General features: G+C 59.8%; 14 protein-coding genes and 1 pseudogene. 9 read left to right on the top strand and 6 right to left on the bottom strand.

Annotated elements, in window-relative coordinates:
* The first annotated feature begins 13 nt into the window (after nucleotides 1-13).
* From D1223_RS04590 to D1223_RS04555, 8 genes are all read left to right on the top strand, one after another.
* Complete coding sequence (locus D1223_RS04590; RefSeq protein ID WP_119375205.1) at nucleotides 14-1237, top strand: aspartate aminotransferase family protein; 1224 nt, start codon at nucleotides 14-16, stop codon at nucleotides 1235-1237.
* Nucleotides 1234-2478 (top strand): ectoine hydrolase, encoded by a 1245-nt coding sequence (gene doeA, locus D1223_RS04585; protein WP_119375204.1) that lies wholly within the window; start codon nucleotides 1234-1236, stop codon nucleotides 2476-2478. The genes D1223_RS04590 and doeA overlap by 4 nt, the downstream gene beginning before the upstream one ends.
* Nucleotides 2479-2501: 23 nt before the next feature.
* Nucleotides 2502-3875: an NAD-dependent succinate-semialdehyde dehydrogenase gene (locus D1223_RS04580; RefSeq protein ID WP_119375203.1), complete on the top strand. Its 1374-nt coding sequence runs from the start codon at nucleotides 2502-2504 to the stop codon at nucleotides 3873-3875.
* Between the two features lie 144 nt (nucleotides 3876-4019).
* A complete protein-coding gene (locus D1223_RS04575; RefSeq protein ID WP_119375202.1) occupies nucleotides 4020-5441 on the top strand; it encodes a type II and III secretion system protein family protein in 1422 nt (473 codons plus the stop codon).
* 104 nt (nucleotides 5442-5545) lie between these two features.
* Nucleotides 5546-6628 carry an AAA family ATPase gene (locus D1223_RS04570; RefSeq protein ID WP_119375201.1) on the top strand — a complete coding sequence of 361 codons (1083 nt, stop codon included), beginning with the start codon at nucleotides 5546-5548 and terminating at the stop codon, nucleotides 6626-6628.
* Nucleotides 6628-8079 carry a CpaF family protein gene (locus D1223_RS04565; protein ID WP_119375200.1) on the top strand — a complete coding sequence of 484 codons (1452 nt, stop codon included), beginning with the start codon at nucleotides 6628-6630 and terminating at the stop codon, nucleotides 8077-8079. Before D1223_RS04570 ends, D1223_RS04565 begins: the two co-directional genes overlap by 1 nt.
* A gap of 5 nt (nucleotides 8080-8084) precedes the next feature.
* Nucleotides 8085-9038, top strand: a complete 954-nt coding sequence (locus D1223_RS04560; protein WP_119375199.1) for a type II secretion system F family protein — start codon at nucleotides 8085-8087, stop codon at nucleotides 9036-9038.
* A gap of 13 nt (nucleotides 9039-9051) precedes the next feature.
* On the top strand, nucleotides 9052-9993 hold the full coding sequence (locus D1223_RS04555) for a type II secretion system F family protein (RefSeq protein WP_119375198.1): 942 nt from the start codon (nucleotides 9052-9054) through the stop codon (nucleotides 9991-9993).
* Nucleotides 9994-10174: 181 nt separating this feature from the next.
* On the opposite strand, the gene cpaB is transcribed toward D1223_RS04555, so the two are convergent.
* Entirely contained in the window at nucleotides 10175-11044 is an 870-nt protein-coding gene (gene cpaB / locus D1223_RS04550; protein ID WP_119375197.1) for a Flp pilus assembly protein CpaB, read from the bottom strand.
* Between the two features lie 214 nt (nucleotides 11045-11258).
* On the opposite strand from cpaB, the gene D1223_RS04545 reads away from it, so the two are divergent.
* Nucleotides 11259-12182 carry an oxygenase MpaB family protein gene (locus tag D1223_RS04545; protein ID WP_119375196.1) on the top strand — a complete coding sequence of 308 codons (924 nt, stop codon included), beginning with the start codon at nucleotides 11259-11261 and terminating at the stop codon, nucleotides 12180-12182.
* Here D1223_RS04545 and D1223_RS19005 read toward each other — a convergent pair.
* The 5 genes and pseudogenes from D1223_RS19005 to D1223_RS04525 all read right to left on the bottom strand — a co-directional run bounded on the left by D1223_RS19005 (nucleotide 12154) and on the right by D1223_RS04525 (nucleotide 19594).
* Nucleotides 12154-12654, bottom strand: a complete 501-nt coding sequence (locus D1223_RS19005) for a transglutaminase-like domain-containing protein (RefSeq protein WP_233353042.1) — start codon at nucleotides 12652-12654, stop codon at nucleotides 12154-12156. The two genes, D1223_RS04545 and D1223_RS19005, sit on opposite strands and share 29 nt — an antisense overlap.
* 201 nt (nucleotides 12655-12855) lie before the next feature.
* Nucleotides 12856-12978 (bottom strand): annotated as a pseudogene (locus D1223_RS19000) (transglutaminase N-terminal domain-containing protein); the annotation flags it as partial.
* 74 nt (nucleotides 12979-13052) lie between these two features.
* The gene (locus tag D1223_RS04535; protein ID WP_119375194.1) at nucleotides 13053-15455 is read right to left on the bottom strand and encodes a circularly permuted type 2 ATP-grasp protein; all 2403 of its coding nucleotides are present in this window, start codon (nucleotides 15453-15455) and stop codon (nucleotides 13053-13055) included.
* 4 nt (nucleotides 15456-15459) lie between these two features.
* Nucleotides 15460-18810 (bottom strand): transglutaminase family protein, encoded by a 3351-nt coding sequence (locus D1223_RS04530; protein ID WP_119375193.1) that lies wholly within the window; start codon nucleotides 18808-18810, stop codon nucleotides 15460-15462.
* Between the two features lie 139 nt (nucleotides 18811-18949).
* Nucleotides 18950-19594: a TetR family transcriptional regulator gene (locus tag D1223_RS04525; protein WP_158588404.1), complete on the bottom strand. Its 645-nt coding sequence runs from the start codon at nucleotides 19592-19594 to the stop codon at nucleotides 18950-18952.
* Nucleotides 19595-19633 lie beyond the last annotated feature (39 nt).

The raw sequence follows: 19633 nt of genomic DNA, 5'->3' as shown, positions 1-19633 counted from the left end.
AGGAGACTTGAAAATGGAACTATTTGAACGCTGGGAATCGAATGTCAGAGGGTATGCCCGGACTTATCCCACGGTTTTCAAGTCCGCTTCCAATGCCCGCCAGACAGATGAGAACGGAAAATCCTACATCGATTTCTTTGCTGGTGCCGGTGTTCTGAATTTCGGCCACAATAATCCGAAGATGAAGGAAGCGATCATCGACTTCATCCAGTCTGACGGAATTCCGCACAGCCTGGACACGATGACAACAACAAAGCGCGACTTCATGCAGGCCTTTGTCGACACAATCCTCAAACCGCGCGGCTGGGACTATCGCATGCAGTTCACCGGTCCGACCGGAACCAATGCGGTCGAGGCAGCCATGAAGCTCGCCCGCAGGGTCACAGGCCGCAACAGGATCATCGCCTTCACAAACGGGTTTCATGGCATGACTCTGGGCTCGCTTGCGGCGACGGCCAACGCCTACTTCCGGAACGCCGCCGGTGTCCCACTCCACTATGTCGATCGCCTGCCATTTGGCCACCCGCTCGAAGGCATGGAAGAGACATATCAGGATGCCTCTTCAGGCTATGAGGCGCCCGCAGCCATCCTGATCGAACCGATCCAGGCCGAAGGCGGTGTCAACGTCGCCGACGAGGCGTGGCTGAAGGAAATCCGTCAGTTCGCCAAGGATCGCGGCGCGCTCTTTATTATTGATGACATCCAGGCCGGGTGTGGCCGTACAGGCTCCTATTTCAGCTTCGACGGCATGGATCTCGACCCCGACATCATTACGCTCGCGAAGGGCATTGGCGGCTTCGGCACGCCGCTCGCCATGAACCTCAACAAACCCGAATTCGACAAGCACTGGTCGCCGGGCGAGCATACCGGAACGTTCCGCGGCCAGGGCATTTCCTTCGTCGCGGGCAACGTTGCGATGGACTACTTCAAGGATGACAGCTTCATGAAGGAGGTCCGTGCCAAGGGCGACCTAATGCGCACGCACCTGCAGAAGATGGCCGGGCCAGGCATGGAAGTCCGCGGCAAGGGTATGATGCAGGGCCTTGATACCAAGGACGGCGCGCTCGCCAAGAAGATCGTCGCCGAATGCTTCCGTACAGGCCTGCTCGTTGGCGGTTGCGGCTCGGAAGGCCGCGTCATCAAGCTGATCCCGCCACTGACCATTCCCGAAGACGATCTCAAGCAAGGCCTTGGCCTTCTCGAGAAAGCCGTTCAAAGCGTGATGGAGCCGGCATGAGACAGCGCGATGACATGACCTTCCCGCACGAGGAATATGTGCGGCGGCTGGAAGGACTGCGTGAACGCATGAAGGACCGGCGCCTTGATGCCGTGGTGATCTCGGACCCCGAGAACATCATGTACATGACGGACTATCAGACCACCGGGTATTCCTTCTTCCAGGCGCTTGTCGTTCCGCTCGATGGTGACTGCTACATGGTCACCCGGAACATGGAGGAGTCGAACGTCCATGCCCGCACCTGGGTCGAGAAGACGCGCCCGTTCGCCGACAATGGCGATGCCATCCAGACACTGGTAGAAAGCTTCCGCGAATTCGGTCTCAACAACTCGACCATCGGCTACGAACGTAACTCCTACTTCCTGCCGGCCTACCAGCAGGACCGTATCCGTTCGGCCTATACATCAGGGCGCCTGCTCGACTGCTTCGGCATTGTCGAGGAGGGCCGGATGCTGAAGTCAAAGGCCGAAATCGAAGTCATGAAGAAGGCTGCCAAGGCGACCGAAGCGGGTATGCAAGCCGGTATCGACGCCGTGAAGGCGGGCGTGACCGAGAACGAAATCGGGGCGGCCGTTTCTTCAGCAATGTTCCGGGCTGGCGGCGAACCGCCGGCCGTCATGCCTTATGTCACCTCCGGCCCGCGCTCGATGATCGGCCATGCGACCTGGGAAGGCCGCACCGTCCAGGATGGTGAGCATGTCTTCCTTGAGGTCGGCGGCTGTTACCGGCGCTATCACACTGCGATGATGCGCACGGTCGTCCTGCAGGACCAGCTGTCCAGCTCGATGGAAAGCGCGCAACGTCAGATGATCAAGGCCCTGCGGGAACTGAAGAATTATATCCAGCCTGGCCTGACGGTCTCAGATGCCGACAAGATCGTACGCGATATTGTCAGCGATGGCCGCCATGGCGGCGCGCTAATCACGCGGTCCGGCTATTCGATCGGAATCGCCTTCCCGCCGAGCTGGGACGAGGGCTACATTCTCTCGCTGATGCAAGGCGACCCGCAAATCCTGAGGGAAGGAATGACCTTCCATATCATTCCGTGGGTCTGGGGCGTCGATGGCGACAAGACGGTCGGCATTTCCGACACGATCTATGTCACCGAGGATGGCTGTGAAAGCTTCTTCTCTCTTGAGGAAGAATTCACGCTGAAGCCCGGAAAGAAGGCGTCTTCCGACAAACCGTCCGGAGACGCGTCAAAATCCAAATCGAGCAACGGCCAGGCCGCAAGCGCCTGAACGACAAGACTGGAGACAGGATCATGCTGACTGCCGTGAACCCGGTAACAGGCGACATCGTTCGCGAGGTCGAACCAGATAGCGACGAGGCCATCGAAGCGAAGCTGACGGCCTCGGTCGAAGCCTATCGCCAATGGAAGGAAAAAAGCTTTGCCGAACGGGCCGCGCTGCTGAACGCGGTCGCCAAGCTGATGCGCGAAGAAGTCGAAACCCTTGCACCATTGATGACGGAAGAAATGGGCAAGCCGATCAAGGAAGCGCGCGGCGAGGTCAACAAGTCTGCCTGGTGTGCCGAGCACTATGCTGCAAATGCTGAAGCCTACCTGGAACGGCAGGTTATCGAGTCAGATGCAACACTGTCCTATGTCGAACACCTGCCGATCGGCCCGGTTCTGGGCATCCTGCCCTGGAACGCACCGTTCTGGCTCGCCTTCCGCTTCAGCGCACCGGCACTGATGGCCGGCAATTCCTGCCTGATGAAACATGACCCGCACGTCCCGGGTTGCGCCCTGGCAATCGAGAAATGCTTCCGCGATGCCGGCGCGCCTGAGGGTTTATTCCAGGCGCTGATGATCGAAACCCCGCGGGTCGAGGCCGTCATGCGTGACAAGCGCGTGCGTGGTATTTCATTCACCGGCTCTTCGCGCGGCGGCGCAAAAGTTGCCGAGATTGCTGGTTCAGAGGTCAAGCCCGCTGTCCTCGAACTCGGGGGTTCCGACCCATCCATCGTGCTCGCTGACGCTAACCTCGAAAAGGCTGCCGATGTCCTGACCCTGTCGCGCATCATCAATGCAGGACAGTCATGCATCGCGGCGAAGCGGATCATCGTCGAGGCCAGAGTCTATGAGAAAATGAAGACGCTGATGAGCGAGAAACTGGGCGCCTTGAAGCTGGGAGACCCCGCGCTTGATGAAACCGACGTCGGCCCGATCGCCCGCAAGGACTTGCGTGCCACCCTGGACCGGCAGGTGCGCAGCACGATCTCCGAAGGCGCAACCTGTCTGCTGGGCGGCGAGGTTCCCAATCGGGACGGCTATTTCTACCCCGTCACCCTGCTTGCCGACGTCGAGCCAGGCATGACAGCCTTCAAGGAAGAGACGTTTGGTCCCATCGGTGTGTTGATTGAGGCGCGCGACGAGGAACACGCACTCTCGCTCGCAAACGACACCGAATTCGGCCTCGCGGCTTCCGTCTGGACCAATACCGAGCGGGGCCAAGAGATGGCGCGCCGTATCGAGGCAGGACAGGTCAGTGTCAATGGCATCGTCAAGACGGACCCGCGCCTGCCATCGGGCGGCATAAAGGCGTCTGGTCTCGGACGGGAACTCGGCCCGCATGGCATCATGGAGTTCGTGAATGCCCAACAGGTCTGGGTTGGGCCTGTTCGCGACAGCTGACCTGGAAACAGACAAACCCGATACGGCAAATTTCGAAGAAGTTTGACGCCGTCATTTCAGCGCGGCTTCAAATCTCTTCTATAGTCCTTGACGTTGGCAAGGCCGCATTTCTCGCGGCCCGAACAGAACGTTCAGGGGCTGACCATGCTGCTAGTACAACGCATCGCATTGATCGGACGGGCGGGAATTCTCGCCACGAGCCTGATATGCGGCGCACACGCACAAACGTCGCTGGCTGGCGGAGAATCCGCTGCTGCCATGACGACGAACCGCCCGGTCGAGCGCGACCTCACGGTCACAGTGAACAGGTCCACGCCGGTCGACATCTCGCGACCATTCAAGCGAATTGCCGTATCACAGCCGGGCATCGCCGACGCTTCGCCAACAGCTGACAACCGCCTTTATGTTCGTGGCCGGACGATCGGCAGCACGAACATCCTTGTCTATGATGATGAAGGCCGCCTCGTCGAAGTGATTGATGTCCGCGTGCAGCATGACCTCGGCGCGATCCGCAGCGATGTCACCGCACTCTTTCCTGCCGTGGACCTTGATCTTCGAACTGTGGCCAACCGCCTGCATGTGCGCGGCGACGTTCCCGATGATGCAACGGCTGCCGAGATCATGGAGATCGCCTCCAGCTATGCTCCCGAAGCAGTGATCAACGCGCTCAAGATCAGCAGTCCGCAACAGGTCATGCTGGAAGTCCGCTTTGTCGAAGCATCGCGCGAGGATGTGAAAGAAATCGGTCTGGGCAACCAGGTGAGCCGCGCGGGTGATTTTCTCTTCTCGACCGGGTCCAGCTTGCTATCGGGCGGGGCGCCGAAATCCATCGCGTCGATCCTCGGGCGCTCGGGCGACGTCGATATAGACGTCTTCCTGCAGGCCCTTGAGGAGAAGGGAATTATCCGCACTCTCGCTGAGCCGAATCTCGTGGCGCGTTCGGGCGAGACGGCCAGCTTCCTTGCTGGCGGCGAATTTCCCGTGCCGGTGGCCGCTGACAACGACACGATCACAATCGAATTTCGGGAGTTCGGCGTGAGCCTCGATTTTACGCCCACGATCCTTTCGGATTCCAAGATGAGCCTGGAAGTTCGTCCGGAAGTCAGCCAACTTGATCCGCGCAACTCGGTCCGTCTTGCCGATGTCGAAATCCCTGCTCTCAGCGTGCGCCGGGCACATACTATCGTCGAGCTTGCCGACGGCGAGAGCTTTGCGATTGCGGGCCTGATCCAGAACACGGTCGACAGCACCTCGCTACAGACACCTTGGCTCGCGGATGTACCTGTTATTGGTGCGCTTTTCCGTTCCAATCGTTTCCGCGAGAACGAGACCGAACTCGTCATCATCATCACGCCCCGCCTTGTTCACCCTGCAGGCCGCGGCACGCGCCTGTCTGACCCGCTGGAACAGACGCGTGCACCATCAGACATTGAACGTGTGTTTCTCGGCGACCTTGAAAAAGGCGCGGACAGACCACTCGGCGAGGCCGTCAAGTCCAATATCGAAACCCAGTCAGTCCGCCCGGATCTGGGCTACGTGCCCCAACTTTCGGAGGGCGCAGAATGAACAATGAATCCGCGGCAATAGCCCCAGCCTCAAAGACCAGGCTTCACGTCTACGCTCCTCAATGGGGAGGCAACATTTCGGACGCTGCAGGAGGCCTGAGTTCAGTGTCGCTCACCGTTCACGCGGATGCGGCGGACGCTGTCGATGCGGCCGGCAAGGACGCCGGCGGCATCGCTGTCATTGAGCAGGATGCCAGCTTCGATCTGGTGGAACTGATGATCCGGATCTCGCAGGAACAGCCCGATTTGCCAGGCATCGTGGTTGGCAAGAATGTCCCTGTTCTCGCGGTCAAGCACATCATTGCGATGTCCCGCTGGGACCTGATGGACGTCCCCGTAAACGCAGATGAGCTGAAACAATCCGTTTCGACTGTCACCCGGCGTGACAGCATGGGAACCGACAATACCGGCAGATGCTGGAGTGTGACTGGCTCGGTCGGCGGCTGTGGCGCGACGCTGCTGGCTGTGGAACTCGCCTACCAGATCAGTCAGCGTGAAACGAACAATTCGGTCTGCCTCGTTGACCTTGACTTCTTCGACGGCGCCTGCGCGTCCTATCTGAACTGCCCGTCCAGCCTGAACCAGTCAGCGCTCACCCAATCTGCTGACCGCATCGATGAAGCCCTCCTGCAGGCTTTCATTTCACGCCACAAGAACGGCATCCACCTGCTCTCGGCGCCGCGCTCGGACCGGCTCTGGAATACGATCAAGCCGGAGGCCATACTCAAGGTGCTCGACGTCGCCTGTTCGACCTATGACCATGTCGTCATTGACCTGCCCCGCTGGCCGACACCGTGGACAGCCGCAGTCGTTACCGGGTCGGACGAAAACCTCGTCATGAGCGAGCTGACCGTGCCAGCGCTGCACGCTGCCCGTCATCGTGTGGAAGAGCTGGAAATGCTGTCTGACGGTCTCGCCCAGCCACGCATCCTGCTCAATCGCATGGCCAAGCGCATGTTCAGCAATACCGTCACAGTCTCGCAGGCCGAAGAAGCGATCGGGCGCCCGGTCTATGCAACGATATCGTCTGACTGGGAGGCGGCCTTGGCGTCTGTGAACTTTGGCCAGGCCGTCAGCCAGGCAAAGCCCGGTAACCGCATCTCGAAAGATGTCGAGGCGCTGATCTACGCGCTTGAACATGGTGAGGAAGCAACCTCGTCCACCATCAAGGCAAGAAGGAGTGCATAATGGGCCGGTTTTCCCTCCTCTCCAAAGCGCAGCAACCACCCCATGAAGACCGGCCGGCGTCCAAAGCGATCGAAGATGGAGAAGGTCAAGACCCCGTCGAAGCGCCCAACTTCCTGACGGGGCTGGACGAAACGGAAGATTCTGCTGACGAGGCAGATACACCGCCGGCCTTCGACCTTCTCGACGCCAAGCTTCGCGTTCATAACAAGCTGATCGACGAGTTGGACCTGTCCATGCTCGACAAGCTGGACGAGACGGAGATGAAGCGCCAGGTCCGGCGTCTTGTCACCGAAATCGTCCGTGAAGAGCGTATTCCGATGAACCAGGCGGAAGTCGCCCAGTTCGCCGACTCCGTATACGATGAAATGACCGGTCTCGGCCCACTTGAGCCCCTGCTCGCCGACCCGAGCATTTCCGACATTCTGATCAATGGCGCAAAGCAGGTCTATGTCGAACGCCATGGTGAGCTGGAACTGTCGGAAGCGAAGTTTCGTGACAATGCTCACCTGCGCCGGATCGTTAGCCGGATCGTGTCAGCGGTGGGCCGCCGCGTGGACGAAAGCCAGCCCCTGGTCGATGCCCGCCTCCTCGACGGCTCGCGCGTAAACGCGGCCATCGAACCCGTTGCGATTGACGGCCCACTTGTTTCCATACGGAAGTTTTCCAAGAAGCCACTGACGCTGGATAAACTTATATCTTTCAGGGCGATGCCGAAGGAAGTTGGCGAGTTTCTCCACGGTGCCGTGAAGTCCCGCGTGACCTGCATCATTTCCGGCGGCACCGGTTCAGGCAAGACGACCTTGCTGAATGCCTTGTCTGCCGCAATCAGTCACAAAGAGCGTCTGATCACTATCGAGGACGCCGCTGAACTCCAGCTGCAGCAGCCGCATGTTGCGCGCATGGAAACCCGTCCGCCAAACCTCGAAGGCAAAGGTGAGATACGGCAGCGCGAACTCGTCAAGAACGCCCTACGGATGCGGCCAGACCGGGTCATCTTGGGCGAGGTGCGTTCCGAAGAAGCCTTCGACATGCTTCAGGCCATGAATACCGGCCACGAAGGCTCGATGGCGACAATCCACGCCAACAATCCGCGCGAAGCCATCAGCCGGCTTGAACAGATGGTCGCCATGGGCGGCCTGAGGATTTCGCAGGAAGCCGTTCGCGGTCAGATCGCATCGGCTATCGGCATCATTATCCAGGCCCAGCGCCTGTCCGATGGCTCTCGCCGCGTGACCCATGTCACCGAAGTCACCGGCATGGAGGGTGAGGTCATCCAGATGCAGGACATCTTCAAGTTTGAACGCCTGCGCACGGAAGAAGACGGGACGGTCGTGGGGGAATTCCGCGCCAGCGGCCTGCGGCCGCGCTGTCTCGACGAAATGCAACGCCGCGGCATCCGTCTTCCCGTCGAGTATTTCGACCCGTCGAAGCCGCTACTCAAGGTGCCGTAAGCCCGATGGGATTTGATGCGGTCATCTATGTCCTTGCCTTCGGCTCCGCGTTCATGGCGGTGCAGTCCGCGCTCGGCTTCGGCAAGACGGCGCTGGAAAAGACACGCATCAACAAGCGTCTCAAGGTAAAGGACAGCCAGGCTACGGTGGCGGATCTCATCGTGGAGCTTCGCCGCCAGCGCGGGCTCGACCAGGACGGCAATGGACGGCTGTCCCTGCAATGGTTCAACGACCTGGTCACCCGTTCCGGCCTGAGTTTTCAGCCAACCGTATGGGCGGCGGTTGCAGCGGGCGTCGGCGCTGTGGCATTTGGCGCCGCGTTCTGGTTCCTGAAAAGCCCGACCTTTGCTGTGCCTGCCGGACTTGTTGCCGCAATTCTGCTCCCCCTGCTCTTTCTCAAGCACAAGGTCGCCCAGCGGGAGAAGCTGCTTGGCGCGCAATTGCCGGATGCCCTCGAAATCATCGTCCGGAGCCTCGAGGCGGGTCATCCGGTTCCCACGGCAGTTTCACTGGTCGGGCGCGAGATGCCGGACCCGATCGGCTCTGAATTTGGTCTTGCTGCCGACGAAATCTCCTATGGCTCAAGCCTTGAGGAAGCCGTCCGCAAGCTGGCCGAGCGCACGCGCCAGCCAGACGTCGAGCTTTTCGCTGCCACTGTCCGCCTTCAGGCCAAAACCGGCGGCAACCTTGCGAGCCTGCTCAAGGTCAATGCATCAACGGTGCGCGCGCGCCAGAAGATGCGCCTGAAGGTTCAGGCTGCGTCGTCGGAGGGGCGTGCCTCAGCGCTGATCCTTACCGCGGCGCCATTCCTCGTCATGGGGGCAATGTATGTGATCACGCCGAACTTCTATGGCGATGTCATTGACGAAAAGCTTGTCCAGTATGGCTTGGGCGGCTGCCTTCTCTGGATGGCCATCGGCAATCTCGTCATGCGCAAGATGATCAATTTCAAGGTCTGAGGAGGTAGAAGCAATGCCCCCACCGGTCCCTGACCAGATAACCGCGATCACGATCATCATGATCGTCATGGGCGCCGCGATGCTTGTCCTTGGCAGCAAGGTTTTCCGGTCGGTTCGCGACCGGCGCCAAGTCAGCGACCGGCTCAAGACTGACGACGGCCGCCCATCGCGGGTATCGGCTTATTCCGAACGGCCCAAGGTGAGCCTTGTCGAGAAGATCGGCCGCCGCTTCACCGATCCGAACTCCGCGGACCTGACGAAGCTCCGGTTCCGGCTGATGAAGGCTGGCTATTACGGGAAATCCGCGCCCCACATCTATATTGGCGTCCGCTTCGTTGCGTTAATCCTGCCACAATTCATCCTGCTTGCCTGCTGGCCGCTCGTGGACCAGTACATGCCCCAGCACGGCCTGTTGCTGTCGTCCGTCGCACTCGGAATCATTGCATTCATTTCCCCCTCCTTCATTCTCGACAAGAAGGTCGCAAGCCGCGAGGAGCAGTATCGAAACGGCTTCCCGGACATGATGGACCTGCTGGTCGCCTGTGTAGAGGCCGGTCTAAGTCTCGACGGTGCAGTCCAGCGCGTTTCCGACGAACTGGTCCAGCGCTATCCCAATCTCGCCGATCATCTGAAAATCATGAACCTGGAAATGCGGGCCGGACGTGCACGGACAGAAGCCTGGAAGAATTTCGCCGACCGCCTTGGTCTCGACGAGGCCCGGGCTCTGGCGACCATGTTGCGCCAGTCCGAGGAACTCGGCACGAGCGTTGGTGAGACCCTGCGCGTCTTCGCATCTGACATGCGTGAAAAGCGGATGCTCTACGCTGAAGAGAAGGCCCTTGCCCTGCCGGCGAAACTCGTCGTGCCGCTGATCCTCTTCGTCTTCCCGTCGCTACTGGTTGTGCTGATTCTGCCGGCTGTCGTACGGATGATGTACGTCTTCAGTCAGACCTGACCCCCTAGACGTCTCTCGCAGGACAAGACGCGCGCGCTCCAAATCAAAGAACCGCGCACCATGGCGCGATCGGGTTGTCACTCAAAACGGTATGAAAAAAGCCCCGGCCCTCATTCTGAGGACCGGGGCGAGACCCCTTTGTGAGACATTTCTGTCTTTTGGGCTTTCGCCCCAAGCCCCTTTACTGGCTGGCGGGTACAACGTGTTGGCTGATGTCTTCGCCAAGAACCACCTCAATCGTCGACGACACAGGTGCCTTGGGCTGCAGCGGCCGAGGCCTCGGCGCGACGTAGACGGATTTGCGCGGCTGTTCCTCTTCACGCAGCGACACCAGCTCGGCTTGTTCAAATGCATCATCGGCACTGCCTCGCAAAGCGAGCGACAATGTACCGGTCTGCGATGCGACGGACAGTTTCTGTGCCTGGTCCAGAGACACTGACAAGGTGGCCGTTTCAAAGACGTCGGGTTGCTCGCCCGTCATGTCATCGTTGAGATCTACGCCGAGCACTTCGACATTCTGCAGGAGGACCTTCGAGACAAGCTTCAAGACTTTTGAATCAGGGGCGGCATCTTCGGTGAAGATCACATCGACCCGGTCACCCGGCAGCACAAAGCCGCCAACGCCCGATACAGCTGTCGTGCGGATGGTAAAAGCACGGTAGCCTGGCTCGATCTTGGCCGAAAGCGATGCCCGCATGCCAGGAGACAGCAACATCGCATTCGACAGGGGCTGACCAGCAGCAATATCGATCAGCGTCCGGCGGCTTTCGCCTGACTCTTCCAGCGCCTCTCGCGAGTCAAAGCTGCCAGGCGGAATCGCACTGACAGGCCGCTCCTCGACGCTGAACCAATCGGGACTGACCGAGACACCGCGAGGGATGCTGCGTGTCGCAATGAGAACCGGTGCCTTCGGTGGTTCTGCAGGTGCGGCCACCTCAACCGATCGCACAGCATCCGGCTCGGAGGAAGATAGCCAGAGCCTTGCGCCAAAAAGGGCAGCCGCACCAAACGCAATCGACAGGACAAGAGTGATCACTGGGGACATTTGCATTGGTGCATTCCTCGAACATCAGGTTAGGGCTAACCTAAAGCCTCGCCCCTTAACCGGTGTGCAAACATGGAAAGGGAATTGGAGCAGATCGCTTAACCAAATGGCCCGACGACCTGTGAGAAGTGCCAGCTTTCTGCAGCCGCCGCCATTATTATAACATGTTATACGTTTTTGATGATCGCCGTAGGCACAGGAGTTCTACCCGTTGGAAAAGATGAAATCGTATCTCGGCTGGAAGATCGACTATACTGTGCCCGCCGGCGAGCCGGCATTCGCCGCACCGGACTCGATGTCCTGGCGCATATTCAAGAATCCGATCGCACTCGCCATTGGAGGCGTTGCTGCAGTTCTGCTTGAATTTGCAGACGCACGCATTCGTTCCGGCGTTTGGGATCACTCGGTCTTCAAGACAGATCCAATCGGACGCTCACAACGCACCGGGACCGCAGCCATGGTCGGCGTTTACGGTCCGCAAAGCGCAGCGCGCCGGGTTATCCAGGGCGTCACCAACATGCACAGCAAAGTGAGCGGAATGACACCGTCCGGGGAGGCTTACAAGGCCCTCGACGTCGAACTCCTCGACTGGGTTTCAGCCACGGCCGGCTTCGGCTTTCTGACGGCCTATGATCGGTTCGTGAAACCGGTCTCCTATGAGGACAAATGCCGATTCTACGAAGAAGGTGACCAGGTTGCGCGCCTTTACGGGGCGCAAAACCCAATCCACAGCCCGGAAGACTTTGACGCAATGCTCGCAGCGCTCATGCCGCGGTTCGAACCCCACCCGATCAATTCCGAGTTCCTAGACATTGTGAAGTCCGGCAAGGAAATGAGAAACGTTCCCAAGTCGCTGCAGTCGAGCCTCGCCAATGCGTCTGTGTCCATTCTGCCGCCGAAAGTCCGCGAAGTGTTGGAGCTCGGTCCGGAATATGATCTCAGTCCGCTCGCTCGCATGTCGCTTAAGTCGCTCGGCGCCCTGGCCGAGCGAATTCCAGTGAAAGGGTCACCGCCGGCACAGGCTGCCACGCGGCTGGGCCTGCCCTGGACCTTTGCATGGAAAAGCCCAAAAGCGCAGCAGCGCATCCTTCAGGCGGTTCCCGGCCTCGAAAGCGCTAGCCCGGCACATCCTCCAGCGGAATGACATCGACAGCCTGCCGGCTCTGCTGATCGGTCGCCGCTTTCAGGATGCCCTTGACCGGCGACACATCCGAATAGTCACGTCCGTAGGCAACGACAATGTGATCAACGCCAACATGGACCGCGTTTGTCGGATCGTACTCAATCCAGCCGAGCTCGGGGCCACACCATGCCCGAACCCAGGCATGCATGGCATCAGCGCCGCTGAGCCGCGACTGTCCGGGCGGCGGCGTCGTCCGAAGAAAGCCGCTGACATAGCCCGCGGGAATGCCAACACTGCGCAATGCTGCAATCATGATATGGCTGAAATCCTGACAAACGCCGTGACGGGCGGCAAACGCCTCTTCGTGCGATGTCTCGACTGACGTCGCGGTCGCGTCGAAAGACATGTCCTGGTTCAGAGCTTCACCGACGATTTGCACCGCATCGGCGACACCGATATCTGGCGGCAGCATGTCCTCGACATAGTCACTCAATTGTCTATTAGGCCGGATCCGAGGACTTCTGCCAAGGAAATGAAGGGGCGAATCCGGTGCCAGCGAGTGAATATCATTCAAGGCTGCCGGCAACGCATCCAGCGCCAGGCCCGAGGTTTCTTCCTTGACTTGGACATGGCGTTCAATCCGGGCTTTCAGGCTGAATTCTATCCGGGAATGGGCGTGGCTGAAGACGATCTCATGCGCTTGATTGCCAAAGAAGTCGCGAAAAGTGCTTCGTTCGCTGGGTACGGGCGCGACATCAAGCGACGCCGCAATGGCGCGCTGCTGCCCCGACAGGTCGCGAGGCATGAACCTCAACATATGGCGGCCCGCCCAGACTGGCGCTTTGTAGCTGTAGGTAATGCGCAGGCTGATATCATACCGCATGACGACCCTCAGCTCATATAGGTCCGACCGAGACAATCGGAAAATGCTCCGATATCGCTTCTCAGAGCCAGCAATGCTGCGCTGTTCATGGCATCCTGCGGCATCGTCACAAATTTTGTGTGAATGCGGAGGAGCTGCGAATAAACCTCTGACGGATGGCCATTTTCCATCGCGCGCGGCAGCGCCTCCACATGCGCCTTCAGTACATCGAGATGGAAAATCAACGACCGCGGATTAAGCGGATCCCGCGCCAGCAGTTCGATGACGGATTTGCGTGAGGCAATGAACGCATAGCGTCGACGGTGAGAAATCGTGCTGTCGCCATATTCCAGCGCCAGATCAAGCGATCCGTCAGGCGCGCCCGGGTCGAGAAAGCTTGCCAAGGCCCAGGCGAGCGACATGACATGCTCGATTGACCGCCCGAGGCTGAGAAAACGCCACTCTGTGAATCGGTACATGTTCTCGTGGACCAGACCGGTAAACCCGCTCGACTCCCGAAGCAACCAGACCATGCGCCTTGCTGTCTCGTCGCCAGCGTCCAGGTCTTCGTCCTCGTCATGCACCGTATCGACAATTTCCGAGATGGCTGCCCAGCCATCCGGCGATAGACGGTCACGCACGCTCCCCGCTGTTCTCGAAGCGGAATCGATGGCGCTGACCAAGCCTGCCGGCATCGCTTCATTAGTATCGAGCCCGATCCGTTTCATGAAGGCTGACAGGTGTCTCAACAACGGGGAAGATGGCGATTCCGCATCTGCCAGCCGGGAATGATATGCCCGGTTAAGGCGCGCAAACCCTTCGGCCCTGTCGACATAGCGACCCAGCCAGTAAAGGTTCTCCGCCGCATTGCTTGGCAGCGCGCCGCGTTTGGCGCGCGGCTCCGCCGTCATTTCGCTAACCAGCGCTGTTCGGGTATCGACCGGCGTATCGCTGATAATCCAGACGTCGGCGACGGAGCCGCCCTTCTGCATATTGAGAACAGTCGAGCCTTCCTGAGGTCCAATCCGGGCAAAGCCGCCCGGCATGACAGACCATCCGTCGTCTGTCCGCACCATGAAGACCCGCAAGCTCATGGGGCGCGGCTGCAGGCGCCCATCGACAAAGGCCGGTGAGGTCGAGAACGACACCGCCTCCTGCCCCACGAGATTTTCACCCTCCTCGTCGATCAGGTGCTGCACCGTTTTGTATACGGATGATTTTAGCTCTCCGGCGAGCACGGTCGTCTCATCGGGGTCGAAGGGCATGCGGGTCGAAAGGGCTGGCGCAATCATCATTTTGTCGACATGATCCAGCACATAGCGACGCTCGGCTGCCTGTCCGCACCACCAGGTGGCAATGTTCGAAAGTGCCAGGGGCTCTCCAAGAAGATGGCGGGCAATCCGCGGGAGGAACGCCATCAGGGCGCGGGTTTCGAGGATGCCGGTCCCGAGCGCATTCACCATCGAGACTGTGCCCCGTCTGGCCGCCCCAACAAGGCCAGCCGTGCCGAGCTTTGAGCCTTCTTCCAGTTCGAGTGGATCGGAGTACAGCGCGTCCAGGCGGCGCCACAAGACATCAACCGGCTGCAGCCCAGATACAGTCCGCACACAGACTTCTCCGTCCACGACAGTCAGGTCTTCGCCCTCGACAAGGAGCAAACCAAGATAGCGTGCGATATAGGCCTGCTCGAAATAGGTCTCGCTGTAGGGCCCCGGGCTCAGGATCGCGACATGATTGTCCGCAGACCGCCGCAGATTTAGCAGGCTGGCACGGACATCCCGGAAGAAACCCGACAGACGGTGCACACGCGCCTCAGCATAGTGCTCAGCGTAGACGCGAGATGTCGCCACCCGGTTCTCGAGCGCATAACCCGCGCCAGACGGTGCCTGCGTGCGGTCGTTCAGAACCCACCACTGGCCATTCGGTCCCCGTCCGATCTCAAAAGCGAGGAAGTGCAGGTATTTCCCAGATGGCGGATCAACACCGACAAGAGGACGAAGCCATTCGGGGCTCTGCGCGATAAGCCGGCCAGGCAGGTAACCGTCGCGGACCAGCCTGTTTTCTCCGTAGAGGTCAGCTGCAACCTGCTCAAGCAGCTGCGCCCTTTGAGTCAGTCCCCTGCAGATCTCATCCCATTCGCGCTCGTGGATGAGAACAGGCACATGCGAAAGTGGCCATGGGCGCTCGCGCGAAACGTCATTCGTGTACTGGCGCAGAAAGACGCCGGAATCGCGCAGGTACATATCCCCACGCTTGAACCAGCTATTGATGGTTTCTGGCGTCTGACCAGCCAGGTGCGAGAGAAGTCCGGACCAGGCGGGGCGCAGCTGGCCGAATTCGTCCAGCAGCTCATCCGGCGCCGAAGGATTAGGCCGGTAGGACTCCAGCAACTTCCAGATGGCGTCCGATTGTGCCGGGTTGGCCTGGCTCATCGATCTACACTCCAACGCCGCGACGCAGGTCGAGCGTCGTCGGAAACTCCGGATGCGGGCGCTCGGTTTCAGGCAGTTGTGCCCCTGGAGTATGGCCATGCGGCTCGAACCGCGCGAGCCGGCGGGCTTCGGCCTCGTTGGAATTGACCGGAAAGGTCTCATAGTTCCGGCCGCCGGGATGCGCGACATGATAGACGCATCCGCCGATAGCGCGGTTCGACCATGTGTCGAAAATGTCGATGGTGAGTGGCGTGTTTACGGGCAAGGTCGGGTGCAATGAAAGCGGTGGCTGCCAGGCCTTATAGCGCAGCCCGGCCACTTGCGTCCCATTTTCTCCAGTTGGCGTAAGGGGAAGCCGACGGCCATTGCAGGTGACGACATATCTCTCTGGCGCAGTTGCCTTCAGCTTTACCTGAAGGCGTTCAGCCGAGCTGTCAGTGTAGCGCACTGTGCCACCGATCGCGCCGGTCTCACCCAGGACATGCCAGGGTTCAATCGCCTGGCGAAGCTCGAGCCAGTTGTTCTCATAGGTAACTTCGCCGCAGAACGGGAAGCGGAACTCGAATTGGGCAGCATACCATTCCGGCTTCATCTCGAAGCCATGCTCGCGCAGGTCGTCCAGCACCGCCATGAAGTCCTGCCAAACAAATTCCGGCAGCATGAACTTGTCATGCAGCATTGTCCCCCACCGCGGCGGCTTGCCTGTGGCCGGGCTTTTCCAGAAGCGTGCAATCAGCGCCCGGAGCAACAGCTGCTGGGCAAGGCTCATCCGTGCATTCGGCGGCATCTCGAAAGCGCGGAATTCGACGAGGCCCAGCCTTCCAGTCGGACCGTCCGGGGAATAGAGCTTGTCGATACAGATTTCCGAACGGTGCGTATTACCCGTGACGTCGATCAGCGCGTTGCGTAGCAGCCGGTCGACAAGCCAGGGCGGCGGCATGTCACCCTCACCCGGTTTCGGGATCTGCGAAAGCGCGATCTCAAGCTCGTAAAGCGTATCATGACGCGCCTCGTCGATCCGGGGCGCCTGGCTGGTCGGGCCGACAAAAATGCCTGAGAACAGGTAGGACAGGCTAGGATGACGTAACCAGTGCAGGATGAAGCTTTTCAACAGGTCCGGCCGGCGCAGGAACGGGCTATCGAGCAGCGTCGCCCCGCCGACCACCACATGGTTGCCCCCACCGGTACCGGTATGCCGTCCATCGATCATGAACTTGTCCGCACCAAGCCTGCTCTGCCGCGCCTCTTCATAGATCGTCTCGGTCGTCTCAACGCATTGCTGCCAGTCATGCGCTGGATGGATGTTGACTTCGATGACGCCGGGATCTGGTGCGACCCGGATGACGTTGAGGCGATGATCGGGCGGCGGCGCATACCCCTCGATATGGACTTTCAGGCCCAGCTTTTTCGCTGAAGCCTCAGCTGCATGGATGAGCTCCAGGTAGTCTTCCAGCGCTTCTGTTGGCGGCATGAACACGCAAAGTCGTCCATCACGCACTTCAACAGACAGCGCTGTACGAACAGCCTCCTCGGCCCCATCAAGCGTCTGCTCCTGGATATCCTGACCCGCTGTGGCAGCTGTCCGGCTAGCGACAGGCTGGCGAACGACCCCGTCTTCATCCTGGTTGATCGCTTCTTTCAGCGTGAAGTCTGGCAGTGGGCCATGCGGCGCAGCCGGGTCAGTGATGTTGATATACGGATAAAGCGCTGGCGGCACATGCGGCAGCGACTCCAGGGGCAACCGGTAACCGGCTGGGGAATCGCCGGGGACAAGGAAAAGTTTTCCCCGCCGCAGCTTCCACTTCTCTGTTCGCCAGCGTTGTCCAGTTGCCTTGGCCTGCCAGCGCTGGACGGGAAGGACAAACCCGCACGGTTCCGTCAATCCGCGGTCAAAGACCCGCGCGATCCGTGCACGCGCCTCGGCATCCTTCAGTTCGGAATTCTCTGGCGTGACGTTTTCCGGCAGTTTGGCCTCCTTGAGGAGCCATTCACCGGGATCCTCATAGGCCGGCATAACCGCGTCTGTGTCGACGCCGAGTTCGGTCGCAATCTCAGTCATGAGCTGTTGGGCTTCTTCGGGCCCCACATCGTACTGCTCGGTCTCGCTGGCGATCAGGTTTTCATCCGCCCAGACCGGCTTGCCATCCCGGCGCCAGTAGAGCGAGAAGGTCCAGCGCGGCAAGGTCTCGCCAGGATACCACTTCCCCTGCCCGTAATGCAGGAAGCCGCCGGGCGCGAAGCGGTCACGCAGGCGCCGGATCAGCTTGTCGGCGAGGTCTCGCTTGGTTGGGCCGACAGCCGCGGTGTTCCATTCCGCCGCTTCGAAATCGTCGATGGAGATGAAGGTCGGCTCGCCGCCCATGGTGAGACGGACATCCTGCTCCCTCAGAACCTCATCCACCTTGTTACCGAGCGCATCAAGATCAGCCCAGCTCTCATCGGAGAAGGGCTTTGTAATGCGCGGATGCTCGGCGACGCGTGCGACCTGCATGTCGAAATGGAAGTCGGTCTTCGTGTCCGGATCGCCGGTAAAGCCGCCAGCAATCGGCGCCGCGGTCTTGTAGTGGGGGGTTGCAGCCAAAGGAATGTGACTTTCGCCGGTGAGCAGGCCTGAAGTCGGATCGAGGCCAATCCACCCCGCCCCCGGGATGTAAGCCTCGGCCCACGCGTGCAGGTCCGTGAAGTCATGGTCGGTGCCTGCCGGCCCGTCGAGCGCAACCAGATCCGGCTTCAGCTGGATGAGGTAACCCGACACGAAGCGCGCGGCGACCCCAAGACGGCGCATGAGCTGGACCAGCAGCCAAGACGAATCCCGGCAAGAGCCCGAGCCGATGGTCAGCGTCTCTTCTGGCGTCTGCACGCCCGGCTCGAGGCGGACGATATAATCAACGGCGTCCGAGACACGCCGGTTGAGATCGACGAGGAAGTCGACTGTTCCAGTCGTCCCGCGCGGAACATCCCTGAGAAACGCCTCGAATTTCGGGGTGAGCGGCTCTGTCGACAGATAGATACCGAGATCGTCCGCATAATCGTCGGAATACTCGAAGGGCCATTTCTGGGCCCGCTCTTCAACGAAGAAGTCGAACGGATTGTAGACGGTCATGTCCGCAACGAGATCCACCTCAATCTTGAATTCCCGGACCGGGTCGGGAAACACGAAGCGCGACATCCAGTTGCCATACGGGTCCTGCTGGTGGTTCACGAAGTGATTGTCTGGCGAGACCTTGAGGCTGTGCGAAACGATCCGCGTACGCGAGTGCGGCGCCGGTCTTAGCCGGATAATCTGCGGTCCCAGACTGACCGGCCTGTCATAGGTATAGTGCGTGAGGTGATGGATGCTGGCGAGAATTGCCATGAAGGTTCCTGAAGTTGCGCGAAGCTGGCTCCATCGCAGCGCATTCTGGCCGCGATTGCAAAGAACTTTCGGTCAAGGATTGTCGTGCAAGGCTGGAAAGCCCGTCCTGACAAGCTGAAGAGATTCTGCCGCCCAGCTTTCAGGCAGCCCCTTCACCACGTCTGAAGCGCTGGCGAAGACTTTCGATGATCATGCTCAGACCAAACTCGAACAGTTCGTCATGCGTCGGCTCCGAGCGAGCCTTGATTTCTTCATCGACAATGCGTTCCTGGAGAGCGGAGCCAAGCGCGAAACGGCGCAGGGTTTGAATGGCGTAGACCGCCTCAATTCTCGAGAACCCATGCTGTTCCAGTACTTTAATCGACTTGTTGATCCGTCCCCGTGTAAGTTCATCATCGAAATGCAGCCGGACCATGATGCGCGCGCCATCTCTTGTCGCTCGCGCCGCACGATTGATTGCGCGGGCACCGTCAGCCAGCCAACTCGACCAATCGAATTCGGCATCGTGCTGGCTCGGCGTCGGGATGAGCGACTGATAAAGCCGCCTGCACATCGCATCGAGAATTTCGTCCTTGTTGCGGAAATGCCAGTAAAGCGACGCATTCCTGATCCCGAGGCGGGACGCAAGCCTGCGTGTACTGAATGCGTCAAGCCCAGTCTCGTCGAGAAGCTCCAGCGCACTATCGACAATTCGCTCCTGATTTAGCGGTTCACGGTCCTCATCAGGCACTGGTGGATTGGAATGCGTCCCCATGATAGACGAAATATCGCTCCGAAGCGCCATAAAAGGCAAGCTGTTTCGAAGCTTTCGGCTCAACCATTG

Origin of the sequence: Henriciella mobilis, from assembly GCF_003576285.1 — a bacterium.
Classification (GTDB): Bacteria; Pseudomonadota; Alphaproteobacteria; order Caulobacterales; family Hyphomonadaceae; genus Henriciella; species Henriciella mobilis.
This window is presented reverse-complemented; position numbering and strand designations above follow the sequence as displayed.

Coding starts and splice junctions, on each gene's coding strand:
- D1223_RS04560 (WP_119375199.1), top strand. CDS start 8,085: ATGGGATTTGATGCGGTCATCTATGTCCTTGCCTTCGGCTCCGCGTTC.
- D1223_RS04580 (WP_119375203.1), top strand. CDS start 2,502: ATGCTGACTGCCGTGAACCCGGTAACAGGCGACATCGTTCGCGAGGTC.
- doeA (WP_119375204.1), top strand. CDS start 1,234: ATGAGACAGCGCGATGACATGACCTTCCCGCACGAGGAATATGTGCGG.
- D1223_RS04590 (WP_119375205.1), top strand. CDS start 14: ATGGAACTATTTGAACGCTGGGAATCGAATGTCAGAGGGTATGCCCGG.
- D1223_RS04575 (WP_119375202.1), top strand. CDS start 4,020: ATGCTGCTAGTACAACGCATCGCATTGATCGGACGGGCGGGAATTCTC.
- D1223_RS04565 (WP_119375200.1), top strand. CDS start 6,628: ATGGGCCGGTTTTCCCTCCTCTCCAAAGCGCAGCAACCACCCCATGAA.
- D1223_RS04530 (WP_119375193.1), bottom strand. CDS start 18,810: ATGGCAATTCTCGCCAGCATCCATCACCTCACGCACTATACCTATGAC.
- D1223_RS04525 (WP_158588404.1), bottom strand. CDS start 19,594: ATGGCGCTTCGGAGCGATATTTCGTCTATCATGGGGACGCATTCCAAT.
- D1223_RS04535 (WP_119375194.1), bottom strand. CDS start 15,455: ATGAGCCAGGCCAACCCGGCACAATCGGACGCCATCTGGAAGTTGCTG.
- cpaB (WP_119375197.1), bottom strand. CDS start 11,044: ATGCAAATGTCCCCAGTGATCACTCTTGTCCTGTCGATTGCGTTTGGT.
- D1223_RS04555 (WP_119375198.1), top strand. CDS start 9,052: ATGCCCCCACCGGTCCCTGACCAGATAACCGCGATCACGATCATCATG.
- D1223_RS04545 (WP_119375196.1), top strand. CDS start 11,259: ATGAAATCGTATCTCGGCTGGAAGATCGACTATACTGTGCCCGCCGGC.